General features: G+C 67.4%; 18 protein-coding genes. 7 read left to right on the top strand and 11 right to left on the bottom strand.

Annotation, left to right across the window (positions count from 1 at the left end; all coding sequences use genetic code 11):
• From glgB to glgA, 4 genes are read right to left on the bottom strand one after another with little or no spacing between them, the layout of a single operon-like run.
• Complete coding sequence (glgB, locus tag AC3WMU_RS06765; RefSeq protein WP_492282035.1) at window positions 1–2,208, bottom strand: 1,4-alpha-glucan branching protein GlgB; 2,208 nt, start codon at window positions 2,206–2,208, stop codon at window positions 1–3.
• Complete coding sequence (treS, locus tag AC3WMU_RS06760; RefSeq protein ID WP_492282034.1) at window positions 2,205–5,561, bottom strand: maltose alpha-D-glucosyltransferase; 3,357 nt, start codon at window positions 5,559–5,561, stop codon at window positions 2,205–2,207. Before treS ends, glgB begins: the two co-directional genes overlap by 4 nt.
• A gap of 20 nt (window positions 5,562–5,581) precedes the next feature.
• Entirely contained in the window at window positions 5,582–8,800 is a 3,219-nt protein-coding gene (locus tag AC3WMU_RS06755; RefSeq protein ID WP_492282033.1) for an alpha-1,4-glucan--maltose-1-phosphate maltosyltransferase, read from the bottom strand.
• Window positions 8,801–8,811: 11 nt separating this feature from the next.
• Window positions 8,812–10,371 carry a glycogen synthase GlgA gene (glgA, locus tag AC3WMU_RS06750; protein ID WP_492282032.1) on the bottom strand — a complete coding sequence of 520 codons (1,560 nt, stop codon included), beginning with the start codon at window positions 10,369–10,371 and terminating at the stop codon, window positions 8,812–8,814.
• Window positions 10,372–10,621: 250 nt separating this feature from the next.
• On the opposite strand from glgA, the gene AC3WMU_RS06745 reads away from it, so the two are divergent.
• Both AC3WMU_RS06745 and AC3WMU_RS06740 read left to right on the top strand, forming a co-directional pair.
• Window positions 10,622–12,391, top strand: a complete 1,770-nt coding sequence (locus tag AC3WMU_RS06745) for a thiamine pyrophosphate-requiring protein (protein ID WP_492282031.1) — start codon at window positions 10,622–10,624, stop codon at window positions 12,389–12,391.
• A gap of 83 nt (window positions 12,392–12,474) precedes the next feature.
• Window positions 12,475–12,873 (top strand): PRC-barrel domain-containing protein, encoded by a 399-nt coding sequence (locus tag AC3WMU_RS06740; protein WP_492282030.1) that lies wholly within the window; start codon window positions 12,475–12,477, stop codon window positions 12,871–12,873.
• A gap of 45 nt (window positions 12,874–12,918) precedes the next feature.
• On the opposite strand, the gene AC3WMU_RS06735 is transcribed toward AC3WMU_RS06740, so the two are convergent.
• Genes AC3WMU_RS06735 through AC3WMU_RS06715 form a run of 5 tightly spaced genes read right to left on the bottom strand, consistent with a single transcriptional unit; the run spans window position 12,919 to window position 17,810 of the window.
• Window positions 12,919–13,677 (bottom strand): alpha/beta hydrolase family protein, encoded by a 759-nt coding sequence (locus AC3WMU_RS06735; protein WP_006225851.1) that lies wholly within the window; start codon window positions 13,675–13,677, stop codon window positions 12,919–12,921.
• Window positions 13,664–14,800, bottom strand: a complete 1,137-nt coding sequence (locus AC3WMU_RS06730) for a DUF3182 family protein (RefSeq protein ID WP_035213584.1) — start codon at window positions 14,798–14,800, stop codon at window positions 13,664–13,666. Before AC3WMU_RS06730 ends, AC3WMU_RS06735 begins: the two co-directional genes overlap by 14 nt.
• Window positions 14,801–14,845: 45 nt before the next feature.
• Complete coding sequence (locus AC3WMU_RS06725; RefSeq protein WP_006225849.1) at window positions 14,846–15,847, bottom strand: lysylphosphatidylglycerol synthase domain-containing protein; 1,002 nt, start codon at window positions 15,845–15,847, stop codon at window positions 14,846–14,848.
• On the bottom strand, window positions 15,844–17,046 hold the full coding sequence (gene clsB, locus AC3WMU_RS06720) for a cardiolipin synthase ClsB (RefSeq protein WP_006225848.1): 1,203 nt from the start codon (window positions 17,044–17,046) through the stop codon (window positions 15,844–15,846). The genes AC3WMU_RS06725 and clsB overlap by 4 nt, the downstream gene beginning before the upstream one ends.
• On the bottom strand, window positions 17,043–17,810 hold the full coding sequence (locus AC3WMU_RS06715) for an endonuclease/exonuclease/phosphatase family protein (protein ID WP_035213582.1): 768 nt from the start codon (window positions 17,808–17,810) through the stop codon (window positions 17,043–17,045). The genes clsB and AC3WMU_RS06715 overlap by 4 nt, the downstream gene beginning before the upstream one ends.
• A 220-nt stretch (window positions 17,811–18,030) precedes the next feature.
• Here AC3WMU_RS06715 and AC3WMU_RS06710 point away from each other — a divergent pair, with 220 nt between their 5' ends.
• The 5 genes from AC3WMU_RS06710 to AC3WMU_RS06690 all read left to right on the top strand — a co-directional run bounded on the left by AC3WMU_RS06710 (window position 18,031) and on the right by AC3WMU_RS06690 (window position 23,494).
• On the top strand, window positions 18,031–18,534 hold the full coding sequence (locus AC3WMU_RS06710) for an RNA polymerase sigma factor (RefSeq protein WP_006225846.1): 504 nt from the start codon (window positions 18,031–18,033) through the stop codon (window positions 18,532–18,534).
• Entirely contained in the window at window positions 18,521–19,489 is a 969-nt protein-coding gene (locus tag AC3WMU_RS06705) for a FecR family protein (RefSeq protein WP_280026280.1), read from the top strand. The genes AC3WMU_RS06710 and AC3WMU_RS06705 overlap by 14 nt, the downstream gene beginning before the upstream one ends.
• Before the next feature lie 130 nt (window positions 19,490–19,619).
• Entirely contained in the window at window positions 19,620–22,052 is a 2,433-nt protein-coding gene (locus AC3WMU_RS06700; RefSeq protein ID WP_492282029.1) for a TonB-dependent receptor, read from the top strand.
• 138 nt (window positions 22,053–22,190) lie between these two features.
• Window positions 22,191–22,913, top strand: a complete 723-nt coding sequence (locus AC3WMU_RS06695) for a ribonuclease activity regulator RraA (RefSeq protein WP_280026277.1) — start codon at window positions 22,191–22,193, stop codon at window positions 22,911–22,913.
• Window positions 22,892–23,494 carry a hypothetical protein gene (locus tag AC3WMU_RS06690; protein ID WP_492282028.1) on the top strand — a complete coding sequence of 201 codons (603 nt, stop codon included), beginning with the start codon at window positions 22,892–22,894 and terminating at the stop codon, window positions 23,492–23,494. The genes AC3WMU_RS06695 and AC3WMU_RS06690 overlap by 22 nt, the downstream gene beginning before the upstream one ends.
• A gap of 28 nt (window positions 23,495–23,522) precedes the next feature.
• Here AC3WMU_RS06690 and AC3WMU_RS06685 read toward each other — a convergent pair whose 3' ends face one another.
• Together AC3WMU_RS06685 and AC3WMU_RS06680 are read right to left on the bottom strand one after the other, a co-directional pair.
• Entirely contained in the window at window positions 23,523–23,747 is a 225-nt protein-coding gene (locus AC3WMU_RS06685; protein ID WP_006225841.1) for a YMGG-like glycine zipper-containing protein, read from the bottom strand.
• 10 nt (window positions 23,748–23,757) lie between these two features.
• Window positions 23,758–24,141, bottom strand: a complete 384-nt coding sequence (locus AC3WMU_RS06680) for a hypothetical protein (RefSeq protein ID WP_454676967.1) — start codon at window positions 24,139–24,141, stop codon at window positions 23,758–23,760.
• Window positions 24,142–24,202: the final 61 nt, after the last annotated feature.

Raw genomic sequence — 24,202 nt, 5'->3', positions numbered from 1 at the left:
TCAGCCTTGTAGCGTGAGGAAAAGGGTGGCAAGCGGCGGCAGCGTCAGGGGCAGCGATTGCGCGTGGCCGTGCGAGGGTTCCGCCTCGGTGAGCGCGGCGCCCTGGTTGCCCTGGCCCGAGCCGCCGTAGCAGCCCGCGTCGGTATTCAATGTTTCGGTCCAGCGTCCCGCCATCGGCACGCCGACGCGGTATCCATGGCGCGCCACGGGCGTGAAATTCGACACAGCCAGCACCAGCGATCCGCCGGCCTGGCGCAAGAACGCGGCCACGCTGTTGTCGGCGTCGTCCATGACCACCCAGGCGAATCCCGCTGGGTCCGTGTCCAGTTCGTGCAACGCGGGGGTTTCTCGATAAAGCCGGTTCAGGTCGGCAACCAGGCGCTGCACGCCCTTGTGGCCAGGGTCGTCCAGCAGGTTCCAATCCAGCGCGGCGTCGTGGTTCCATTCGGCCGGGCACGCCAGCTCTCCACCCATGAACAGCAGCTTCTTGCCCGGATGTGCCCACATGAAGCCCAGATAGGCGCGCAGGTTCGCCAGCTTGGCCGCGCGGTCGCCGGGCATCTTGTTCAGCAGCGACCCCTTGCCATGCACCACTTCGTCGTGCGAGAGGGGCAGGACAAAGCGCTCGGAATAGGCGTAGGCCATGCCGAAGGTGATGTCGTGATGATGATGCTTGCGGTGCACCGGGTCTTCATGCAGATAGCGCAGCGTGTCGTGCATCCAGCCCATGTTCCATTTGTAGTGAAAGCCCAGGCCGCCTTCTGGCACCGGGGCGGTCACGCCGGGCCAGGCAGTGGATTCCTCGGCCACGACGATGGTGTCCGGTTCCTCTTCGCGGATGGTGGCGTTCAGCTCCTGCAGGAACTGGACGGCCTCCAGGTTTTCGCGTCCCCCATGGCGGTTCGGGATCCACTCGCCGGGCTGGCGGCTGTAGTCCCGATACAGCATGGAAGCCACCGCATCCACGCGCAGGCCGTCGATATGGAATCGCCGCAGCCAGTGCATGGCGCTGGCGATCATGAAGGCTTTGACTTCGGTGCGCCCCAGGTTGTAGACCAGCGTGTTCCAGTCGGGGTGATAGCCTTCGCGCGGGTCGGCGTATTCATATAGCGGCGAGCCGTCAAAGCGCGCCAAGCCGTGGGGGTCATCGGGAAAATGCGCGGGTACCCAGTCCAGGATGACGCCGATGCCGGCGGCGTGGCAGCGATCGATGAAACGCGCGAAGGCGTCGGGCGGTCCAAAGCGCGCGGACGGCGCGAACAGGCCCAGCGGCTGGTAGCCCCAGGAACCGCCGAACGGATACTCCATGATTGGCATCAACTCGACATGCGAGAACCCCATGGCGTGCGCGTAGGCGGGCAGCTTGTCGGCCAGTTGGTCCCAAACGCAGGGCGCGCCATCGGGCGCGAGCCAGGAGCCGGCGTGTACTTCGTAGATGGAAATGGGGGCTTGGCGCGCTTGCCGCGCGGCGCGGGATCGCATCCATGCGTCGTCCGTCCAGGGGTAGGGTGAGGGGTCATCCACGACGGACGCCGTGGCCGGGGCCGCCTGGGCGCGGCGCGCCATGGGATCGGCCTTGAGCGCGATGGCGCCGTTGGCGTCGGTGATCGCGAACTTGTAGCGCTCGCCGGCCTGGATACCGGGGATGAACAGTTCCCAGACGCCTGCGGCATGGCGCAAGCGCATCGGATGGCGGCGGCCGTCCCAGCTGTTGAAGTCGCCCACGACCGCCACGCGGCGCGCATTGGGCGCCCATACCGCACAACGCAGGCCGGGAATGCCGTCCATGTCGGCAAGCCTGGCGCCCAGCAATTCCAGTGCGGCGCGCCAGTCTCCGCTGGCAAGCGCGTCCAGGTCCTGGGCCGATAGCAAGGGGCCAAACGCGTAAGGGTCAGGCGTGACCTGTTCCGCATCCGGCCATTCGATCGCCAATTGGTAGGAACCCGGTTGGCCGGGGCGGGCGCGGGGGGCCGTGCCGGTATACAGCCCGTGGGCCTGCTCTTGCAGCGCGACGCGCTGGCCATCCTGCGCAACGACCCAGACGGCGGCCGCGCCGGGCGCAAGTGTCCGGACCACGCCCTCGTGCGGGCCCAGCACCGCGAACGGGTCGGCGTGCAGGCCGGAAGCCAGCGCGGCAAGGGTGGCCGGGTCGACCTGACCGGCCGGCTTGGCGCGGGGCGGCAACGTGGCGTTGGCGGTGCTGTTCATTGTGCGTGTTCCTCGCTGCTGATCGCGGCAGCCTGCAGCAGTTCGCGTGCAAGCCCGGTCAACGCGCATAGGGGGATGGAGATCCAGTCGGGACGGTGCGCGGCTTCGTAGCTGACTTCATAGGCGGCCTTTTCCAGCACCGCCAGTTTCAGCAGCGGATCCTCCTGCGCGCCGGGCAAGGCGATTGCGGTGCTGGCGGCCTCCTGGTAGCCCTGCAGGAAGGCTTCCGCCGAGCGGGAGCCGAAGCGCGCAAGCAAGGTGTCGCGCAGCTCGACAGGCGCGCCGGGTGCGGCGGCCGAATCGGCGGGCCCCGCGTTCGCGTCCGTGGGCGCGCCGCCCAGCGGATCGCCCCGTGCGATGGAGGCCGCAGCATAGTCGAACGAGCGCAGCATGCCGGCAACGTCCTTATATGGGGTGTTGACCTGCCGACGCGCCTGCAGGCTTTGGATCGGTTCGCCCTCGAAATCGATCAGGTAGGCATCGGTCTGCGCCACCAGCACCTGGCCCAGATGAAAATCGCCGTGCACGCGGATCATCGGGGCGCCGGTGAGCGCCTTTGCCATGGCCTCGACCTGCTTGACCAGGCGTGCGTGGTGTTCGAAGAACCACTGCGCGCAGGCGTGGGACGGCGCCTCCAGGGTGTCCAGCACCGCGCGCAGGTCGTGCTCCGCGCGGTTCAGCTGCGCAATGATCCGGGCGGCGTGCGCCGCTGCGTCTTCTTCCGTCGCCGTGCGCAGCGCGAAAGCGGGGGCGTCCGAGGGTTGCGCCAGGGCGTTGTGCAGCTCGGCCAGGCGACGGCCGATCGTGGCCGCCATGACGGTGTATCCCTCCAGGGTGGCCTCGAATTCCTCCGGGCTGTCGCCGCCCAGCAGCGCGGCGCCCAAGGTGCGTTTCAGGAAGTCCAGCGTCCACGTCCAGGCGTCGCCTTCGTTGGTGACGAATGCGTGCAGCACCGCAAGCGTATGCGGCACGCCGTCGGCGTCCACCCGCAGCACCTCGCCCAGCAACGCGGGAATGTTCGCGTAGCCGGCGCGGGTCAGGTGGCGGGTCAGTTCGACTTCCGGCGAGACGCCGGGCTGGACGTTGCGGATCAGTTTCAGGATGGCCTGTCCGCCGATGATGACCGAGCTGTTGGATTGTTCGCCGCTGATCCACTGCAGCGCGGGTTCTTCGCCGAAATCCAGCGCCGCCAGGCCGGGTTCAGGCACATAGCGGATGATGCCGGGCTTGTCGCCCGGCTTGCCGCCCTCGCGGCCGTCCAGTTCGCGGCTGGCGCGCAGGGCCTCGACCACGCCCAGTACGAAGCCGGGTTGCAGGAAGGCATCGGCAAGCGTGCCGACCTCCGCGCCGCGGCGCACCCGCGCAATCGGATACTGCACTTGCGCGGTTTCGTCCCATACCAGGACGAAGGGCGCCTGGGCGCGCAAGCCTTCCACACCGTCTTCCGGCTCGACTTCGGCCCAGTAGTATTCGCCGCCCGCGGCGGTGAAGGGCGTCGCGTAGGCCAGGCGGGCGCGGGCCGGCGCATGCGAGCCGGGGAACCAGCGCTGGCGCGCCAGGTATTCGGGCAGCACCTCGTTTTCCAGCGTGGCGCGCGTCGAATCGGTCAGTGCGGCGCCGCCGCGGGACTTCAACACCAGCGTCGTCAGTTCGGGCATCTGGGCGGGGCCGCTGGCATGCCAGCCGGGCGGCGCGGCGTCCGCGCTCAGGTCCATCCAGTAAAAACCGTAGGGCGGCAGCGTCAGCAGATAAGGCAGTTCGCCGATGGCGGGGAACGGTGTGCCGCCCAGCATTTCGACGGGCACCCGGCCGTTGAAGGCCTGCAACTGCAGTTCGACCGGCTGCGCGGCATTGGACAGGTTCGCTACGCACAGGATGATGGTGTCGTTCCACTGGCGCAGGTAGGCGAGTATCTTGCGGTTGCCGGCCAGGATGAAGCGTAGCGTGCCGCGGCCGAACGCATGCGTCTGACGGCGTTGCGCCAGCATGCGGCGGGTCCAGTTAAGCAGCGAATGCGGGTCGCGCTGCTGGGCTTCGACATTGACGGCTTCGTAGCCATACAGCGGCCCCATCAGCACCGGCAAGGGCAGGCGCTCGGGATCGGCCCGCGAGAAGCCGCCGTTGCGGTCGGGCGACCATTGCATCGGCGTGCGCACGCCGTCGCGGTCGCCCAGGTGCACGTTGTCGCCCATGCCCAGTTCGTCGCCGTAATACAGCACCGGCGTGCCGGGCATCGACAGCAGCAGGCTGTTCATCAGTTCCACCCGGCGGCGGTCGCGTTCCAGCAAGGGGGCCAGGCGGCGGCGAATGCCCAGGTTGATGCGGGCACGCGGGTCGGCGGCATACACGCTCCACAGATAGTCCCGTTCGCGGCTCGTCACCATTTCCAGCGTCAGCTCGTCGTGATTGCGCAGGAAGATGGCCCATTGGCAGGTGGCCGGAATGTCGGGCGTCTGGCGGATGATGTCGGTGATGGGGAAGCGGTCTTCCTGCGCGATCGCCATGTACATGCGCGGCATCAGCGGAAAGTGGAACGACATGTGGCATTCGTCGCCGCTGCCGAAGTATTCCTGCGCATCTTCCGGCCATTGGTTCGCCTCGGCCAGGAGGAGTCGGCCCGGGTATTCGGCGTCGATCACCGCGCGTATCTGCTTGAGCACCTGGTGCGTTTCGGGCAGGTTCTCGTTGTTGGTGCCTTCACGTTCGACCAGATAGGGCACGGCGTCCAGGCGCAGCCCGTCCACGCCCATGTCCAGCCAGTACCGCATGACCGACAGCACTTCTTTCAGGACCTGGGGATTGTCGTAGTTCAGATCGGGCTGGTGGGAGTAGAAGCGGTGCCAGAAGTAGGCGTTGGCCTCGGGATCCCACGTCCAGTTGGATTTCTCCGTATCGCAGAAGATGATGCGGGTGCCGGCGTAGGCTTTGTCGTTATCCGACCAGACGTAGAAATTGCGGGCTGCCGACCCCGGGCGCGACGTGCGGGCGCGCTGGAACCACCGGTGCTGGTCCGACGTGTGGTTCACCACCAGCTCGGTGATCACGCGCAAGCCCCGCGAATGCGCCTCGCGGATGAGCTTGCGCACATCGGCCACGGTGCCGTAGTCGGGGTGCACGCCGCGGTAATCCGCGATGTCGTAGCCGTCGTCGCGCCGGGGCGACGGATAAAAAGGCAAGAGCCAGATCGTGTTCACGCCCAGGCTGGCGATGTAGTCCAGCTTCATGATCAGGCCGGGCACGTCTCCCACCCCATCGTCATTGGAGTCGAAGAACGACTTCACATGCAGCTGGTAGATGACCGCGTCCTTGTACCAAAGGCCGTCGTCCTTGATGGGCTGGGTTTCACTGATCATTTGTTGGGCTCCGGGCGGCGTCAACCATTGAGGGACAGGCGCCAGATTCGATAGGGTTGATCGGGGGACAGCGTCACGGCGCGGGTCGCGCCGCGCCAAGTGTCCCGGCTGTCCGTCAGCAGGTCTTCGGCCGCCAACTGCTGTGCGCCGGGGTCGGCGAATAGCCACAGCGGCGGGTCAAGGTGCGCGGTCTGCGGGTGGAAAGGGTCCAGGCTGACCACCGTCAGCACCACGTTGCCCAGCCCCGGCGTCGCCTTCACGAAGGCCAGCACGCGGTCGTTGCCGCTGGGGATCGCCGTCAGTCCACGATGCGTCTGCAAGGCGGGATTGGCCCGCCGGATCTGGTTCAGGCGCGTGATCTCGGCGCGGATGTTGCCGGGCTGGTGCCAGTCGCGCGGGCGCAGTTCGTACTTTTCGGAATCCAGGTATTCCTCTTTGCCGGGCACCGGCGCGGCTTCGCACAATTCGAATCCGCTATACATCCCCCACAGGCCGGACCCCATCGCGGCCAGCGCGGCGCGGATCATGAAGCCTGCGCGGCCCGAGGTCTGCAGGAACAGGGGATTGATGTCCGGGGTGTTGACGAAGAAATGCGGGCGGAAGAAATCGGCTGGCGGCGGCCGCGAGATTTCTTCCAGGTAGGACTGCAGTTCGGCCCGGTCATTGCGCCACGTGAAGTAGGTGTAGGACTGCGTGAACCCCACCTTCGCCAGCCGGTACATCATCTTGGGGCGGGTGAACGCTTCAGAGAGGAACAGCACATCGGGATGCTGCCCGTGCACCTCGGCGATCAGCCATTGCCAGAATGGCAGCGGCTTGGTGTGAGGGTTGTCCACCCGGAAAATGCGTACGCCGTGCTCGACCCAGAACAGCACCACGTCGCGCAGCGCCCGCCACAGCGCAAGCTTGCGAGCCCGGCGCGGCGGCCCGCCGTAGAACGAAACATTGACGATGTCCTGGTATTTCTTCGGCGGGTTCTCGGCGTAGCGCAGCGACCCGTCGGGGCGCCACGAAAACCAATCCGGATGCGCTTGTAGCCACGGGTGGTCGGGCGAGCACTGGATGGCGAAGTCCAGCGCCACTTCCATGCCGTGGCCTTGCGCCGCGCCCACCAGGCGCAGGAAGTCTTCAAGGGTGCCCAGCTTGGGCTCGATGGCGTCGTGCCCGCCATCGACCGAACCGATCGCGTAGGGGCTGCCGACATCGTCCGGCCCCGCGGTCAGGCTGTTGTTGGGGCCTTTGCGGTTGCGCAGTCCAATGGGGTGGATGGGCGGCAGGTACAGCACGTCGAACCCCATTTCGCGGATGTCGGGCAGCCGCTCGATGACGTCGTCGAAGGTGCCGTGGCGGCCCGGCTCTTGGGCCTGCGAACGCGGGAACAGTTCGTACCACGCGCCGTGGGCCGCCTGGGGCCGGTCGACCCAGACGGGGTAGCGCACCGCGGTCACGGATTCAAACGGATGCGCGTCCAGCTCATGCATGGCACGCGCCAGTTCGGGGCCCTGCAGCAGGGCGATCTGCTCGTCCGTCGGCGCGGCATCGGTCAAGGCGCCGGGCAAGGCTTTCAGAACGCGTTTGATCGTGGCGACGCTGTCGCCCGCGGACGTTTGCCGGCCTGCGCGCTTGTCGGCCTCGCGCAGCAACTGCGCGCCCTCAGCGACTTCCAGCCGCACGTCGAGGCCCGCCTGGTGCTTGACGTCCAGATCATGATGGTACGTCTGCCAGACGTCGAACCACGCCGCCACCTGGAACTCGTGGGGCCCGATGCGGCGAGGCCGGAAGCTGGCTTGCCAGCGGTCGTTGGCCAGCAGACGCAGCGGCGCCCGGCGCCATTCCGGTTCGTCGGCCGCGCGCCAGCGCAGTTCGGCGGCGATGCGGTCGTGGCCGTCCATCAGCAGGTCGGCCTGCACGGTAATGCGTTCGTGCACGACGCATTTGACGGGGTGCGCGCCGTCGTCGACGGCGGGCGAGACGCTTTCGATGGCTATGCGCAGGCCGGCTCCGCCTTCGGTGCGCGGCCCGGGATGGCGGGACGATTCGCGCACGGGCGGCATGGGCGCTACCGACAGCACGGCGCAACCCGCAGCGGGCAGCGCGTCGGCGTCCAGCGCCACCGCGTCGCCTTCCCGATGCGGCAGGATGTCGCCCGCGGGCAAGCTGGACGCCACGGCATCCCAATCAAGCAGGGCGGGCGCGGCGTCGGCGGGGTTCAGGGCAAGGATGGCCGTGGCGTCGTCCGCCGCGTCGCGCAACACCAGCGTCGCACGGCCATCGCGGCCGGCCAGCACATGGGGCGGGCCGGTCGGCAGGGGTTGGGCGCCGAGCCATTGGTTGACGTCCTCTGCGGGACCGGGCGGGTCAATGTCGGTTTCGTCGGCCACCCAGCCGCGGGCCGTGAAGGCAGCGGCCCAGGCGCCGCGGTGGTCAGTGCGCGGCCCGCCTCCCGTCACGGCGTCCAGCGCAGACACGCTGGCCAGGATAGGGGCGACGCGCGCCAGCCGTGCGGCCTCTTCGGCCAGCCATGCGGATTTGTAGTCCCACCAGGGAAGGGACGAGAACACGCCGTCGAATCTTGCGTCGCGCAACGCCTCGAGTTGCTGCGGGTTCAGGCCGGGCGTCCAGGCCAGGCAGGCGGGCGGGACAGTGTGTTGTCGCAACGGGGCCAGCAGTTCCTGCCAAGTGTGGGCCGGCAGGCACTGTGGCGCATCGAACAAGAAGCCGGACACGCCCGCGTCGGTCCAGCGCGACAGCCGTGCCGCCCAGGATGCGGCGAAGCCCGCCGGCGGATTGTCCTGCAGCGCCATGAGGCCCCAGTCGCTGACCGGCAGCCGGGGATCCCGAGCCGGATCTTCAGGGTGTGCGCGATACCAACCGGGCGGCGCGGTGCCGGCGCTGGCGTCCACCGACACCCGGTCGAACCGCACGCGGACCATCAGCTTCAGATCCTGGGCCGCCGCCGCTTCGGAAAGCCGTGATAGCCGCTGCGTGATGGGTTCCGTCCGGTTTCCGAGCGCACTCAGATCCGCGTCGACAGGCGCCAGGGAATGCGCGCCCGCCGGCAGCAGCCACGGGGCGGGGATCAGCACGGCATCAAATCCCGCTTGCTTGATGCGGGTGAGCCGGGATTCCAGCGCGTCCGCGCCTGCCGCCTCCGGCGCGACGTCGGGCAGTCCCTGTGCCGCATGGCAGATGCGCAACGGCGTGTGGGGGGCTGGGACGGGTCGGTGGGTAGCGGCCATGGGTGTCCGCCTTAAACCGGCATCGGCATTGTGCCGCGCGCCTGGCGTGTGCGGCGGTGTGCGGCGGTGACCGGCGCGGGCGCTGCGGCGGTCTCTTCGAGGACGGGATGGCCCGCCAGCGAGTTGAGCAATTCCTCGTACGGGCCGACGGCGCGTTGCCAGCTGAAATCACTGGTCATCGCGTTGCGCTGCATGGCCCGCCACAAGGTCGGATGATGGCGCAGATGCATCGCGCGTGACAGCGCGTCGGCCATGGCGTCGGGTGCGTCGCCGTCGAACAGCAGGCCGTTGGCGAACGCCATCGCCGTCAGCGGCGCATCGGCGCCCGGGTCGTTGATGGTGTCGGCCATTCCCCCCACGCGGGATCCGATCGGGACGGTGCCGTAGCGCATGGCGTACAGCGGGGTCAAACCGAAGGGTTCGAAACGGCTGCCGTGCAGCAGGATGTCTCCGCCGGCATGCAGCCGGTGCGCGCCCGTCTCGTTGTAGCCGATGCGGGTCGCGCAGCGTTCCGGGAAGCGCGCGGCCAGAGAGGTCAACGCGCCTTCCAGCCGGCGGTCGCCCTGGCCCAGGATGGCCACCTGCATTTCGGGGTGCGCGTCCAGCGCGCGGGGTAAGGCGTCGGCGGCGACGTCCGCCATTTTCTGTTCGGTCAGGCGGCTGCCCAACACGACCAGCGTGGCTTGCGGATCCGGCTGCAGGCCGAATTCCCGCTGCAAGACCGTTTTGCACAGCCGCTTGTTGGCGAGGTCGCCCGCGTGATAGCGCAATTGCCCCAGCTGCTGATCGCGCGACGGGTCCCACAGGGCGGTATCGATGCCGTTGGGGATCGCCATCAGGTCGGGGGCACGTTCACGCAGCAGCCCGTCCAGCCCGCAACCGAAGGCGGGGGTCAGGATTTCGCGGGCATACGTGCGGCTGACGGTCGTTACGCGGTCGGCATGACGGATGCCGGCCTTCATGAAGTTGAGCTTGTCCCACGCCACCATGGCGTCTTCGCTGCGGCAGGCGGGCGGGATGCCCAGGGCAGCGGCATCTTCCAGGGGGAACTGCCCCTGGAACGCCAGGTTATGGATGGTAAGTACGCTTTTCACATCCGGGATGCCGGCTTCACGCAGCAGCATCGGCGTCAGGGCCGCATGCCAATCGTGCGCGTGCACCACCGTGGGGCGGGGCAGGCCCGGCAGTCCACGCGCGATCCGCACCGCCGCGTGGCACAGCGCAGCGTAGCGCACGCCGTTGTCGGCGTGTTCGCGGCCCTCGTCATCCATATACAGGCCGCTGCGGTTGTAGAGGGCGTCGCTTTCCAGCAGCAGGAAGGACAGCTCGGACACGGGGCAGACGCCCGCAATCAGACGCGCATCGCCGCCCGGCAGGTCTTCAAGCCTGGCCACTTCGTGCGGGCCTTCCAGACGGCTGGCTACGCCGCGGTAGGCGGGAAGCAGGACGGTGGTGGTCAGGCCGCGTTCGGTCAATGCGCGTGCCATGCCGGTGATGGCGTCACCCAGCCCGCCCGTCTTGGCCAGAGGAAATGCTTCAGCAGCCACTATGAGTATCGTCGTCGTCGCCATGCTTAGTGCTCCGGGGGAGAGTCGGAGGGCCACTGAAAAAGGGGGCCCGATTCCGTAAGGCCTTCAATGCGCAAGGCGCGTGCCCACGGCCCGGCAGTGACGCGGCGTTACGCGTTCGGGGCCTTCGGGTGTCGTTGTTGCTGACGTTTGTAAATCTGGGAGCGGCGCAGCATTTCGGGGACGAGGCCGGGCCGGGCATGGCGATTGCGGCGCGCTTCGCTTGCTGCAAACCATGCAAAGGAGCGTCAACTTGAAAACCGTTTCCGATTTTGTTCTGGCCCGGCTGGGCGAATGGGGGGTGCAACGCGTGTTCGGCTATCCCGGCGACGGGATTAACGGGCTGATCGGCGCGTTCGGAAGAAACGAAGAACTGGAGTTTGTCCAGGCGCGCCACGAAGAAGGCGCGGCGTTCATGGCTTGCGCCCATGCCAAGTTCACGGGCCAGGTCGGGGTGTGCCTGGCGACTTCCGGCCCCGGCGCCATCCATCTGCTTAACGGCCTGTACGACGCCAAGCTGGACCATCAGCCCGTGGTGGCGATCGTGGGGCAGCAGGCGCGCAGCGCCCTGGGCGGCGATTACCAGCAGGAGGTGGATCTGGTCAGCCTGTTCAAGGACGTGGCGCACGACTTCGTCCATATGGTGACGTCGCCTCTGCAGGCGCGCCATATGGTGGACCGCGCCATGCGCATCGCCATGGAGCGGCGCGGCGTGACGTGCCTGATCTTTCCCAACGACGTGCAAGACCTGGAGGCCGTCGAAGCGCCGCCTCGCCAGCATGGCACGGTACACACGGGCATCGGCCTGACGTCGCACGCTGCCGTGCCCCCCGACGCGGCGCTGGATAACGCCGCCGCCATCCTGAACCGCGGTGAGCGCGTGGCGATGCTGGTAGGCGCGGGCGCGCTGGACGCCGGCGCAGAAGTGCAGGCGGTGGCGCAGCGCCTGGGGGCCGGCGTGGCCAAAGCCTTGCTGGGCAAGGCGGTGGTGCCCGATGAATTGCCGTACGTCACCGGCGCCATCGGCCTGTTGGGCACGCAGCCCAGCTGGGAAATGATGAACGACTGCGACACCTTGCTGATGGTGGGCACCTCGTTTCCCTATGCCGAATTCCTGCCCAAGGAGGGGCAGGCCCGGGCGGTGCAGATCGATGTGGACGGCCGCAAACTCAGCCTGCGCTATCCGGTTGAGGCCGGGTTGGTCGGCGATGCGCGCCTGACCTTGCAGGCCTTGCTGCCCCGGCTGGAGGAAAAAAAGTCCGACCGTTGGCGAAAAGGGATCGAAAAGCGCGTAGCGCGCTGGCGCGAGACGGTCGTGGACCGTGCGATGGTGCAAGCCAACGGGATCAATCCCCAACGGCCGTTCGTGGAACTGTCGCGCCGCTTGCCGCCGCAATGCATCGTCACCTGCGATTCGGGTTCGGCCGCCAACTGGTACGCGCGCGACGTGCAGCTGCGCGACGGCATGATAGGCTCGGTATCGGGCGGCCTGGCCAGCATGGGCTGCGGCGTGCCTTACGCGCTGGCGGCCAAGTTGGCGCATCCGGGCCGGCCGGTCGTGGCGCTGGTGGGCGATGGCGCCATGCAGATGCTGGGTATCAATGAACTGATCACGATCGCCCACCGCTGGAAGGACTGGGCCAACCCCACGCTGGTGGTGCTGGTGCTGAACAACGGCGATTTGAACCTCGTGACCTGGGAGCAACGCGTCATGGGCGGCGATCCGCGCTTTGGCGATTCCCAATGGCTGCCGCCGTTTTCGTATGCGGAATACGGTCGCATGCTGGGGCTGGAGGGGATACGCGTAACCGAGCCGGATGACGTGGGACCCGCCTGGGATCGCGCGCTTTCCGCCGGGCGGCCGGTCGTGCTGGAAATGGTTACTGACCCGGAAGTGCCACCGATGCCGCCGCATATCTCAATGAAGCAGTTCGGCGCCTACATGGCCGCGTTGCGTAAAGAGGACGCCGCCACGGGCGCCGCCGCGCTGCGCGCCACCATCAAGCAATGGTGGGCAAGCTAGGGCAAGCGCGGCACGGCGCTTGCGGAGGAACAGGTTCCTACCACCACAACGCGGGGCGCTTGCCCCGGCAAAGGAGATAGACCATGGAAACTCAGACCAACATCGTGGGCGGCCCCAAGAGCAACCCGACTGGCCCGGGCCCGCAGGTCATGGCGGCGGATACGCTGGAAGGCAATGACGTGTACAACTCGGCCGGCGAGGAACTGGGATCGATCAAGGACATCATGATCGACGTGCCTCGCGGCCGTGTGGCCTATGCGGTCCTGTCGCGCGGCGGCGTGCTGGGCATCGGCGACAAGCTGTTCGCGATCCCCTGGGGTGCGTTGACGCTGGACACCGACCGCAAGTGCTTTGTGCTGAACGTCGACAAGGAAACGCTGAAGAACGCGCCGGGCTTCAACAAGGACAATTGGCCCAGCATGGCGGACGAGACGTGGGCAAGAAGCCTGCACACCTATTACAAGCAAGACATCTATTGGTAGGCCACGACGGCAGGCCATGATGCCCGGGGCCGATAGGCCCCGGCTTCACGGTACCGGCCGCGGGTCCGCGATCCGCGCGCCGGTCACCATTTCCGTCACCCAGTTGACCAGGATCGAGGTATAGGCGCGCTGCGCCGTTTTTTCCGTCAGCGCGTGGTCCGCGCCGTCGATGATGCGGTGCGTCAGCGAGTGCGACCGGCGGAACGCAGAGCGGTAGCTCATGATGGTGGAGTGGGGAATGAACGTATCGTGTTCCGCTTCCACGATCAGCACGTCCCCCGCGAAGTCGGCGCAGGCCTTCAAGGCGCGATTCGATTCCGGCGGGACATAACTGTTGCGGTAGGCGCGCAGCGTCTCGCGGTTCAACTGGTTCTTGGGCAACAGCCATTCGTCATCCAGATACAAGGCAGGCACGTGCAAGGCCAGCCACCGCACGCGGCGCAGGCTGCTGAGCAGGGCGGCCAGATAGCCGCCATAGCTGCTGCCCACCACCACGACCGAACCCGAGTCCAGGGAGGGGTGCGCGGCCAGGCGGTCGTAAGCCGCCACCACGTCGCGCAGATTGTCTTCGCGGGTGACCTGCAACTGCTGCTCGCGGGTTGCCGCGTGGCCGCGCAGGTCGAAGGTCAGGCACACGCATCCCAGCGCAGCGATCCCCTTGGCGCGGTTCAGGTCAAACGCCTGGCTGCCGCCCCATCCGTGAATGAAAAGCACGCCAGGGACCTTGTCTTCCGGCGTCAGGAACGTGCCGTCCAGGGTCTGGCCATCCACCGATAGCGCAATGGGATCGCTATGCGCCGCCATTGGCTTCCTCCAGGATGCCGCCAGACTTGCTGATGTGGCCGACGGCGGAATCCTCCCCGTGAAAGACCAGATGCTGCGGGATCGGTCGGGGCGCGTCCGGGCCGTAGCGCTCACGAGTGGCGGCGCGCACAGACGCCATGGACGGCGACAGCGCGAACGCCTGCATGGCGGCCAGTTCGGCCAGGCTGGCGCCGCCCGCGCGCCACGATTGCTCCAGGACGCCGCCCCGCGTTTCGCCAGCCGCGTTGCGGCCGAACGCCACGTCGTAGTTGCGGCGCGACGCGAACAGCTGGGGATACGCGGTCGATACCGCAGCGTCATAGCGGCAGGCCATATCCACGGCCTGGCGTTCCCGGGGTTCCAGGTCCAATGCCCGCAAGGCGTCGAAGCCGCCCCGGGCCAGCCGCAGTTCCGAGCCCCCGTATACCGGCACGCCCGTATTGTCCGGCGTCAGCGACTGGGTGCCGACGTAGGAGATCTCCATCTTGCCCACGCGCGCCCAACCGACGCTGTAGGTGGTGACGTCTTCCAGGTCTTCCTCCAGCACCAGGCCGAGCCTGCGTATGGCCGTGGCGGATTGGCCGGCCAGCGCCGCATGCAATTCGGCGGCGTTGCGCACGACGACCTGTCCGCGTCCGGCGTTGGCGTCCGCGGGCTTGATGCGCAGCCGCCCGTGCTTGAGCAGACGCAGGCCGGCGGCCTCGGCATCCGGCAGGGTGAAGGCGGTATATCCCGTCAGAACCACGTCCCGCAAGGTGTCGGCCAGGCTCGCCACCCAGGCTTTCGGGGCCTTGGCGTGGGGGCTGGCCAGCCCATGGGTAATGGACTTGCCCGCCACGAAGGAATGCGGGGCGACGCCCCCGTACAGGTCCGCCGCCCGGTTGATGCCCAGGCGCGCGGCGCGCACCACGCCGATCAGCGTGCGGTCGGGCACGTAATAGGGCGGGGGTTCGCCCCGATGGCGGCTGGGCCGGTAGTCCGGCTTGAAGCGGCGCCCCAGCAAGGCTGCCAATCTAGCCGCCATGGCTTCCTGGGACGCGATCTCGTGTTCAGACGCGTTGGCCCGGCGGGGATAGGCGACGACCAGGTCGGACTCTGGGGGGGGGTGCGGTATTTTTTTCATGTTGGCGATGTCAGCAAGCGGCGTGCCCGGGCGGGCGCCGTGCGCCTACGAAGACGCCTTTTCGTGCCCGGACAATGCGGCCGGCGCCTGGCGCTTGCGCCACGCGATGCGCGCTTCCACGATCGGAAAGGCGGCCAGCGCCAGGCACAGCGGCGCCAGGGCGTAGCAGGCGCGGTACGCCAGGGCGGCGCCTAACACCTCGGAATACGGCAACTTCGGCGCCAGCACGGCGACGAAGATCGCCTCTGTGGTGCCCAGCCCGCCCGGCACACGCGTCAGCACGGCCGCAAAGCTTGAGCACAGCAGGATGCCCAGCACCACCGGGTAGGGCGCCTTGCCCTGTAGCAACACATAGGCCACCGCGCCCATGAACATCCACGACAGGCCGGCGAACAGGCATTGCAGCGCCGCCATGCGGGCGCGTGGCAAGGTCACGCGTTGGCCCAGCCAGGTGGCCGAGCGCCGGCGCGCGCGGGCGCATGCCCAGACATAGCCGATGCCGGCTGCCAGCATCACCGCCCCCATCAGCCGGAGCACGCCGCTGCCCACATCCCAGCCCTCGGGCACCGGCAATGCGCCGCTCACGAACACCGCGCCCGCCACCCACGCATAGCCGATCCAGTTCGAGGCCGCTGAAAACAAGGCCACGCGCGTGGCCACCGCCTTGCGGCAACCCAGCCTGGCGTACAGGCGCAGCCGCGTGCCCAGCCCGCCGAGCAACACGCCCAGATTCAGGTTCAAGGCATAGCTCAGCATCGCCACGCCCACCACGGTCGGCCAAGGCAACTTGTGGCCCGTGTATCGGCGCCCCAGCAGATCCAGCGTGGCATAGCTCAGATAGCCCAGCACGACCAGCCCACCGGCCATCAGGATGGCGTCGCGGGGAATCCGGCGCATGGCTTGCCATACTTGCGGCCAATCCACCGACCGGCCGAAATAGAACAACAGGCCCGCCACCACGGCCAGTATCAGCCAGGGCAGCACCTTCTTGATGCGCGGCCAGCGATGGCGCAGCGAGCGCATGAGGTTCGTGCGGAAGACCCTCATGCCGTCTCGCCTTCGCCCGGCGGGGCGGGCTTGATGGTCTGTAGCTTAGGCTTGTGGGCGGGCAGCGAGCCCGCCCAGGCCGGAAAGCGCCGCAGAAAATGGAAGACCACCACGCCGACCCAGAACCGGCGCAGCGCCCGGGTGGGTTTGGCGCTCTTAGGAACCGGCTTGCAGTCCTGCGCGATCAGGCGCTCCAGGCTGTCACGCAAGGCCGCGTTCAGCGACGCGTCGCGGGCCACCACGTTCGCCTCCAGGTTCAGGGCCAGGCTCAGCGGATCCAGATTGCTGGACCCCACCGTGCACCAATCGTCGTCCATGCAGGCCACCTTGCCGTGCAGGGGACGCTTGCAGTATTCGTAGATCTCGACACCCGCGCTCATCAGGTGGTCATAAAGCATCGTGGCCGCCAGGCGGGCCACCAGCATGTCGGGTTCGCCTTGCAGCAGCAGGCGCACCCGGACACCGCGACGGGCCGCATTGGCCAGGTCGCGCAGCAGGCGGTAGCCGGGAAAGAAATAGGCGTTGGCGATCAGCACGTCGCGCTTGGCGGCGCGCAGGCCCGCACGGTAATAGCGTTCGATGTCAGTCGTGTGGCCCAGGTTGTCGCGCACGACCAGCCGCCCGCCGCCGTCGCCGTCGGGCACCGAGGCCACAGGAGGCCGTCGCCACCGCCGCGGCGGCGGCCGCTTCAACGCCGCGCGGGCGTAGTCGGCGATATCGGCCGCCAAGGGGCCATCCACCTGCACCGCGTAATCCTGCTTGGCTTCGGGGCCGAAATCCGGCAGATGGTCCGCCGAGAAATTGATGCCGCCCACCAGCGCGCACTGGCTGTCCACCGCGACGATCTTGCGATGCATGCGGCGGAATACGTTGGTGCGGATGCCCAGAAGCCTGGGCCGCGGATCAAAAATATGGACACGCACGCCGCTTTCCGTCATGGCGCCGATGAACTCGGGTGTCAACTCATCCGACCCGTAGCCGTCCACTAGCAAATCCACGCTGACGCCGCGCCCGGCGGCCGCGATCAGCGTCTGCTGCAATTCCTGTCCGACCTTGTCCTCGAACAGAATGAAGGTCTCGACCAACACCTCGTGCTTGGCCGACTCGATGGCGCGGCGAACGGCGGGGAAATAGACTTCGCCATTCTCCAGCAGCGTGTAGCGGTTGCCCTCCCGCCAACCCAGATCAACGGTCGTCATAGCGCGATCTCCGCTGAAATCGGCACGTGATCCGACAATCGCGACCAGACTCGCGAGGCCAGCGGGACCGGGCGCCAGTCGCGCACGCTGCGTACGTAGATCCTGTCCAGCCGCAGCAAGGGCCAGCGGGCGGGAAAGGTGCGGGCAGGGCGGCCCAGCCGGGTGGTGAACACCTCCTGCGTGCCGCAGCCGGCCATCAGCCGGTCTGCGTTCAAGCGCCAATCGTTGAAGTCGCCCGCGATCAGCAGGGGTTCGCCTGCCGGCACGTCGCGGCTGACCAGCTTGCAAAGCCCGTTCAGTTGCTGGCCCCGATGCCGTTCCAGCAGGCCCAGGTGCACGCAGATCGCATGGACGGGCGCGCTGTCCGGCACGCGCAAAACGCAATGGAGCAGGCCGCGACCTTCGTGCCCATCCACGCTGACGTCATGGTTCTCGTACCGCTCGATCGGGTAGCGCGACAGGATCGCGTTGCCGTGATGGCCGGCCGGATAGACGGCGTTGCGGCCATAGGCGAAGTCCGTCCACAGCGTATCGGCCAGGAATTCATACTGGGACGAGGCCGGCCACGCGGTCGAGTGGCGCTCGGCATGAGCCTGATGCTCGCCCAGCACTTCCTGCAGGAACACCACGTCCGGAGCGGCCGTCCGCAGGGCTGCGCGCAGGTCGTGCAGCATGAAGCGCCGGTTGAAGCTGGTGAACCCTTTGTGGGTGTTGACGGTCAGCACCGTCAACCTCCGGGAGGCATCGTGGTTCGGGGCGGGCATGGACTCTCCGGGGTGGGAAACTCCCGCCTCTGCGCAATTAGCGTGCCTGGGCCGGCTTCCCGCCGCGCGCAGCGGGGGAAAATCCGCCCGCCTCGCCGAGGGCTCGGGCCGGCTGGTGCGGAAAAACCGGTATGCCCGGCAGATTTTCCCGACCCCGGGCCGTGTCATAGCAATCGCTAATAAAAAGCATTATCATGCCGCTTCGCATCGATCCTGCCCCATGTCATCCTCCCGGTCTCGTCCACACGGCTTTCTTGCCTATTACGAAGAACTGCTCGCCGTCTGGACCCGCAAGCTGGGGTGCCGCGACGCCGCGCAGGACTTGACCCATGACGCCTTCGTGAAGTGCCTGGAGGCCGGTTCCGACCACGTTCAACAGCCGCGCGCCTATCTGCATCAGGCGGCGCGCAATACGGCTGTGGACGGCTTCCGCCGCGAAGGCGGGCACGAGTGGGTGACGCTTGATACCATAGCGGCCCATCCCAGCGAGCTGGGCGATCCCGTGGCGCAGGCGCGCACGCAGCAATTGGGGCAGGCGCTGGAAACCGCGCTGGCCGAATTGCCGCTCAAATGCCGGCAGGTCTTCATCTGGCAACGGCTGGAGGGCCTGACGCAGGCCGAGATCGCCGAGCGCATGGGCCTGAGCAAAAACATGGTCGAAAAATACATGATCCGCACCGCCTTGCACCTGCGCGAACGCCTGGGGGCCTATGCGCCCAGCTAGCGACGCGCCGCGGGCCGAGGCAGCCAAATGGTTCGCCCGCACGCGGTCCGGCGAACTGGACGCCGCCGAGCAGGCCGAACTGCAGGCCTGGCTGGCTGCCGATCCGCGCCACGCCTACGAATACCGCGTGCTGGAATCCATCTGGCAGGCCGCGTCCGAGGTGCCCGCCGACCGTTTGCGGGCGCTGGCCCAGCCGCGCCGGCGCGCGTCATCGTCCGGACGGCGCCAGGTGCTGGCGCTGAGCGTAACTGCGCTGGCGGTGGCGGCCGGCGTGCTGTTCTGGCAGCAGTATCAGCCCGCTTCCGTGCAGACCGCGGAGTACCGGACGGCGCCCGGTGAGCGCCGCGTCGTGGCGTTGCCCGACGGGTCCAGCGCGGAATTGAACAGCCGCACCCACGTGAAGGTGCGGTTCGACGCGGCCGCAAGACAGGTCGAACTGCTGGAGGGCGAAGTGCTGTTCGCCGTCGACAAGGACACCGGCCGGCCGTTCGTCGTGGACGCCGGGCTGGGTACGGCCACCGTCACGGGCACGCGTTTCGACGTGCGCCGCGATGCCGAGGAAGTGCGTGTGATGGTCGAATCCGGCTCGGTGCGGGTGGCCGGGCGACAGGACGAACCGGGCCGCGCCGTGTCGGTAACGCCAGGACTCGGCGCCCGCGTCGGCGCGCAGGGCAAGGTCGAGCCGCCGCAAACGGCGCCTGTCGCCTCGGCCCTGGCCTGGCGGGCGGGGCAGATCGTCTTCAGCGACGCCGATCTGGCCAGCGCGGTGCGGGAAGTCTCGCGCTATCGCGCACAGCCGATCGTGCTGGCCGATAGTAAGGGGCTGGCGGACCTGCGCCTGACCAGCGTCTTCCGTATCGACGACACCGATGCCTTCCTGACGGCGCTGCCGCACATCCTGCCGGTGACGGTGCGCAAATTGCCCGACGGACGGGCCGAAGTCGTGGCCCGCTAAGGCCGCGAGGGGCCGGCAAAAATATTTCGCGCCGGTATTCAGGTTTTTTTCCGCTTTTGCGTCTTCTCTCTTATCGCGGGGCTATGCCGGCCAAGGGGGCCGGAGACCGTCCCAATCAGGAGAGGATGAAGTGGATCGCAATAAGAACAAGCGGGCGCGGCCGGTGGCCTGCCGGATCAGGGCCGTCAGCGCGGCGGTGTTGATCGCCTTGGGGGCGCCCGCCGCCTGGGCCGCGTCGCCGCCGGTCGCCATCGATATGCCCGCCCAGCCATTGGACGCTGCGCTCAAGCGGCTGGCGCAGCAGCATGGCTTGCAGATCTTCTACACGCCGCAAGCCGTGGCCGGCATGCAGGCGCAGGCGGTGTCGGGCACGATGACGCCCGAGCAGGCCCTGGACGCCTTGCTGCGCGACACGCCGTTGCGCGCCCGCCGCGAAGGCAGCGCCATCATTCTTGAACCGGCCAGCGCCGCCGCGCCGACGGTGCTGGCGCCGATCGAGGTCAGCGCCTCGCGCATGGCCAGCAACTTGGTCAGCCCGGTGCAGCAGACCATCGTGCTGGAACGCGACAATCTGCAAGAACTGCGCACGGGCTCAGACAGCCTGGCGACGGTGCTGTCCAAAGTCGTGCCCGGCATGGCCGATTCCAGCCGCACCATCACTGATTACGGCCAGACGCTGCGCGGCCGCGGCATCCTCGTGCTGGTGGACGGCATCCCGCTGAATACCAACCGCGATTCGTCGCGCAACCTGGCCAACATCGATCCGGCCATCATCGAACGCGTCGAAGTGTTGCGCGGCAGCAGTTCGATCTATGGCGCAGGGGCCACGGGCGGGATCGTTTCAATCACGACGCGCCCGGCCGGGGGCGAACCCGTGTCCGAGACCACGCTCACCGCCGTCTCGCCGCTGAGCCGCTTGCGTGCCGATGGCCTGGGTGGCCAGCTGCAGCAGCATTTCGCGGGCAGCCAGGGCAAGCTTGATTACGCGTTGGACCTGGGCGCGCGCCACAACGGCGCCTCTTACGACGCGCAAGGCCGTCGCATTGCCTCCGAGCCCAGCCAGGGCGACCTGTTCGACTCCAACATCTACAGCGTGGGCGGCAAGCTGGGGTTGCGCATCGACGACGACCAGCGGGTGCAACTGTCGGCCAGCTATTACAACGCCGACCAGGACAGCAATTACGGCTCGGACCCTTCAGTGGGCCGATTGCCGCCGGGCACGGCGCGCGCCTTGCCGCTGGGCGGGCTGGAACTGGTCGACCAGAACCAGATCCGCAACACGCTGGTGAACCTGGAATACCAGCACCAGAACCTGTGGGGCAGCAAGCTGTCGGCCCAGGTCTATTACCGCGACTATTACACGCGCTTCACGCCGTTCGACGCGCGCGCCGTGGTCACGCGCGGCGGTAACGTGGACCAGGCCATGCAGAATTCGAAGGTGCTGGGCAGCCGCCTGACCATCGACACGCCGCTGGGCGCCTCCGACAAGACCCGCCTGCTGTGGGGCGTGGACTTCAACCAGGAACGCAGCGACATGCCAATCGACATCTTCGATCCGGCCGCGTTCGACAGCAGTGGCGGGCGCGTATTCCGCAAGACGGGCACGCTGACCTACATGCCGGAACTGACCACGCGCAGCACGGGCATCTTCGGCCAGCTGGAGCACCGCTTCAACGACCAGTGGTCCGGGCAGGGCGGCGTGCGCTACGAATATTCGTCGGCGCGCTTCGATGATTTCGTGCCGCTCTCGCAGTCGCGGGTGCCGTCGCCGGCCACGGTCCAGGGCGGCACGGTGAACTACGACGCCTTGCTGTTCAACGTGGGCCTGAGCTATGAGCCCGTGCGCGGCCAGGAGTTCTACACGTCGTTCAGCCAGGGCTTCCAGTTGCCCGACATCGGTGTGCAGATGCGCAACGCGCGGCCGGGCTTCGACATCGGCTCGTCGGACCTGGAACCCGTCAAGACCAACAACTACGAGCTGGGCTGGCGCGGCGGCCTGGGCAACACGACGGCGTCGCTGGCGGTGTTCTACACCACGTCCAAGCTGGGCGACGTGCAGAGCTTCAACAATGGCCTCATCCTGACCCGCACCAAGGAACGCGTGTACGGCGTGGAAGCCGCCGCGGACTACCTGACGGACGACGAGGTCTGGGGCGCGGGCGGCACGTTCACCTGGATGAAGGGGCAGGAACAGCCCGATGGCGGCGAATGGCGCAACATGACCGGGTACCGCATTCCGCCGGTGAAGTTGACGGGCTACGTGCAGTACCGGCCGAACGAGCGCTGGAGCAACCGCATCCAGGCCAACTACTACGCCAGCAAGGACTATCGGCTGGACGGCGTGGCCAGCTTCGGGCGGCGCGAGGTCAACAGCTATTTCACGGTGGACGTCATGAGCCGCTACCAATTCACCAAGAAGGACACCGTGACGGTCGGCATCGAAAACCTGTTCAACCGCGACTACTACCCGCTGTACAGCCAGCTGATGCGCAGCAGCACCAATACCAGCCGCCTGCCAGCGGCCGGTACCGTACTGACGTTGACGTATCAGCACCGCTGGTAAGCCTGAGGGGCGGCGCGCGCCACAACGGCAAATCCGAAGACGCAGGTATAAAAAACGGATTCTGAATCTGCAAAAACCGTGTTGTGTTGCGTTTTGCGCAGGGTCACAATCGAAGTCCATTCAAGGAGAACCTGCATCATGACGATTGCAACTCAGCCTTTGGACGCCCGCGTCGTCCAGGCCTTGTCCGGCATCACCACCGCCACGCTGACCACCGTGCTGCTCAAGAAGGGGCTGCGCAACGTGTGGCTGCGGGGCGCGCAGCCGTTGGCGCCGGGCGCCAAGCGGATCGTGGGGCGCGCGTTCACGCTGCGCTTCGTGCCGGCCCGCGAAGACCTGGCCACGCCGGCCTCGTGGGCGTCGCCCATTTCGACGCGGGCGGCGATCGAGGACATGCCCGAGGGCTGCATTGCCGTAGTGGACGCGATGGGCGTGACGGATGCCGGCATCTTTGGCGACATCCTGTGCGCACGGATGCAAAAGCGCGGCGTGGCCGCGCTGGTGACGGACGGCGTGGTGCGGGATCTGGAAGGCGTCGAAGGCACCGGCCTGCCGGTGTGGTGCAGCGGTGCGGCTGCGCCGCCGTCCGTGGCCGGCCTGACTTTCGTGGGCTGGCAGGAACCCGTTGGCTGCGGCGGCGTCGCGGTGTTTCCGAATGACGTGATCGTGCTGGACCGCGATGGCGCCGTGCTGATTCCCGCCGCCTTGCTGGACGAGGTGGTCGAGATCGCCATCGAGCAGGAACGGCTGGAAGGCTGGATCATGCAGCAGGTGGAAGCGGGCGAGAAGTTGCCCGGCCTGTATCCGCCCAACCAGGAAAACCAGGCCAGGTACCACGCTTGGCGCGCCAAGCAAAGCTAGGGTTTGGCTGGCAGAAAGGCGGACGGCGCGATGCGGCACAAGGGATAATGCGGCGCATGACGCCTATCTCCTTGATCGCCTTTCTCCAAAACGGCGCCTTCGGCCCCTACGTTCCGGTTGCCGGCGCTTCACCGGAAACGGTGTTTGCGGCGCTGGGGCCGGCCGACCAGGTCTACAACCCGAATGATCCCGATCGCCCGTACGTCCCGGGCGAGGCCGATTGTTTTCCGCTGATCGTGGCCTACGGCGACGTTGAATTCCACTTTGAGTCACCGGCGTCGCTCGTCACCGTCTTCGTCGACAGCTTCAGCGGCCCGAACGGCGCAGCCTGTGGCGGCCCACTGACGCTGACCGAGGCCGGCCTGCTGTGCGCGGAAACCCCCATGCCGCGCTTTCTGGATGCCGCACCGCAGCACGGAATCGCCATCCGGTCGGTGCGCCCGCATGCGCCGCCCTACGCCTTCCTGGTCACGACCGAGGGCGGGATTGAAGTGGGGTTTGAGCACGACGATCCCGATGAGCCGGGATCCGTCGCCGGGTTGAAATGGTTTTGCTGGACGCCCCGGGCGGCGGCCACGTAAGGGCCGCGCGCCGGGGCGGGAGGCGGGGTCAGTAGGATTTGCCGCCGCGGATATTGCCCGCGACGCCGCCTGCCACGCCGCCGATGGCGGCTCCCGTCCATGCGCTGCCGCCCGCGATGGCGGCAATGCCTGCGCCCGCGGCGGCGCCGATGGCGGCACCCGACACGGTGCCTTGCTGCTTGGGCGTCATGTTCGTGCAGGCCGCAAGCGTCCCTATCGCGACGCCGATGACAATCGATCGAATTAGCTTCATGACAGCTCCTTCAGGGCTTGCGCTTCGTGCCGGGGACGACGATCTCGAACCACAAGGTCTCGATCACGGGGCGGTCCAGCTTGGTGGGGTTCGCAGCGTACCAACTGTCCAGCCCGTCACGCACGGAGTCCAGGGTGTGCGATTGCAGGCCATTGGCGAACCGCGGAACCAGGGTCTGGGTGTCGTTGAGCTTGCGCCGTTCCTGGTACGCGCGTTCCACTTGCAGCAGGTTGGCGATCCCCAGCAGGTAGGCTTTCTTCAGGCTGGCGTCTGATTCCGTCCATTGCTTTCCGGTGACGATGGGGGCCGGATCGGTGGTTTGGGCCACGCCAGGCGTGGTGAACAGCATGGACAGCGCAAGCGCTGCCGGGCCTAACAGGTGTTTCACTTTCATCGCAACGCTCCTCGCGGGCTTAAAAGATAAAAAACGACCTCTCGACGCCGTGTCGGACTTA

Source organism: Achromobacter sp. FW305-C-13 (genome assembly GCF_058783475.1).
Note: the sequence above shows the minus strand (reverse complement) of the source record. Positions and strands in the feature narration are given on the sequence as shown.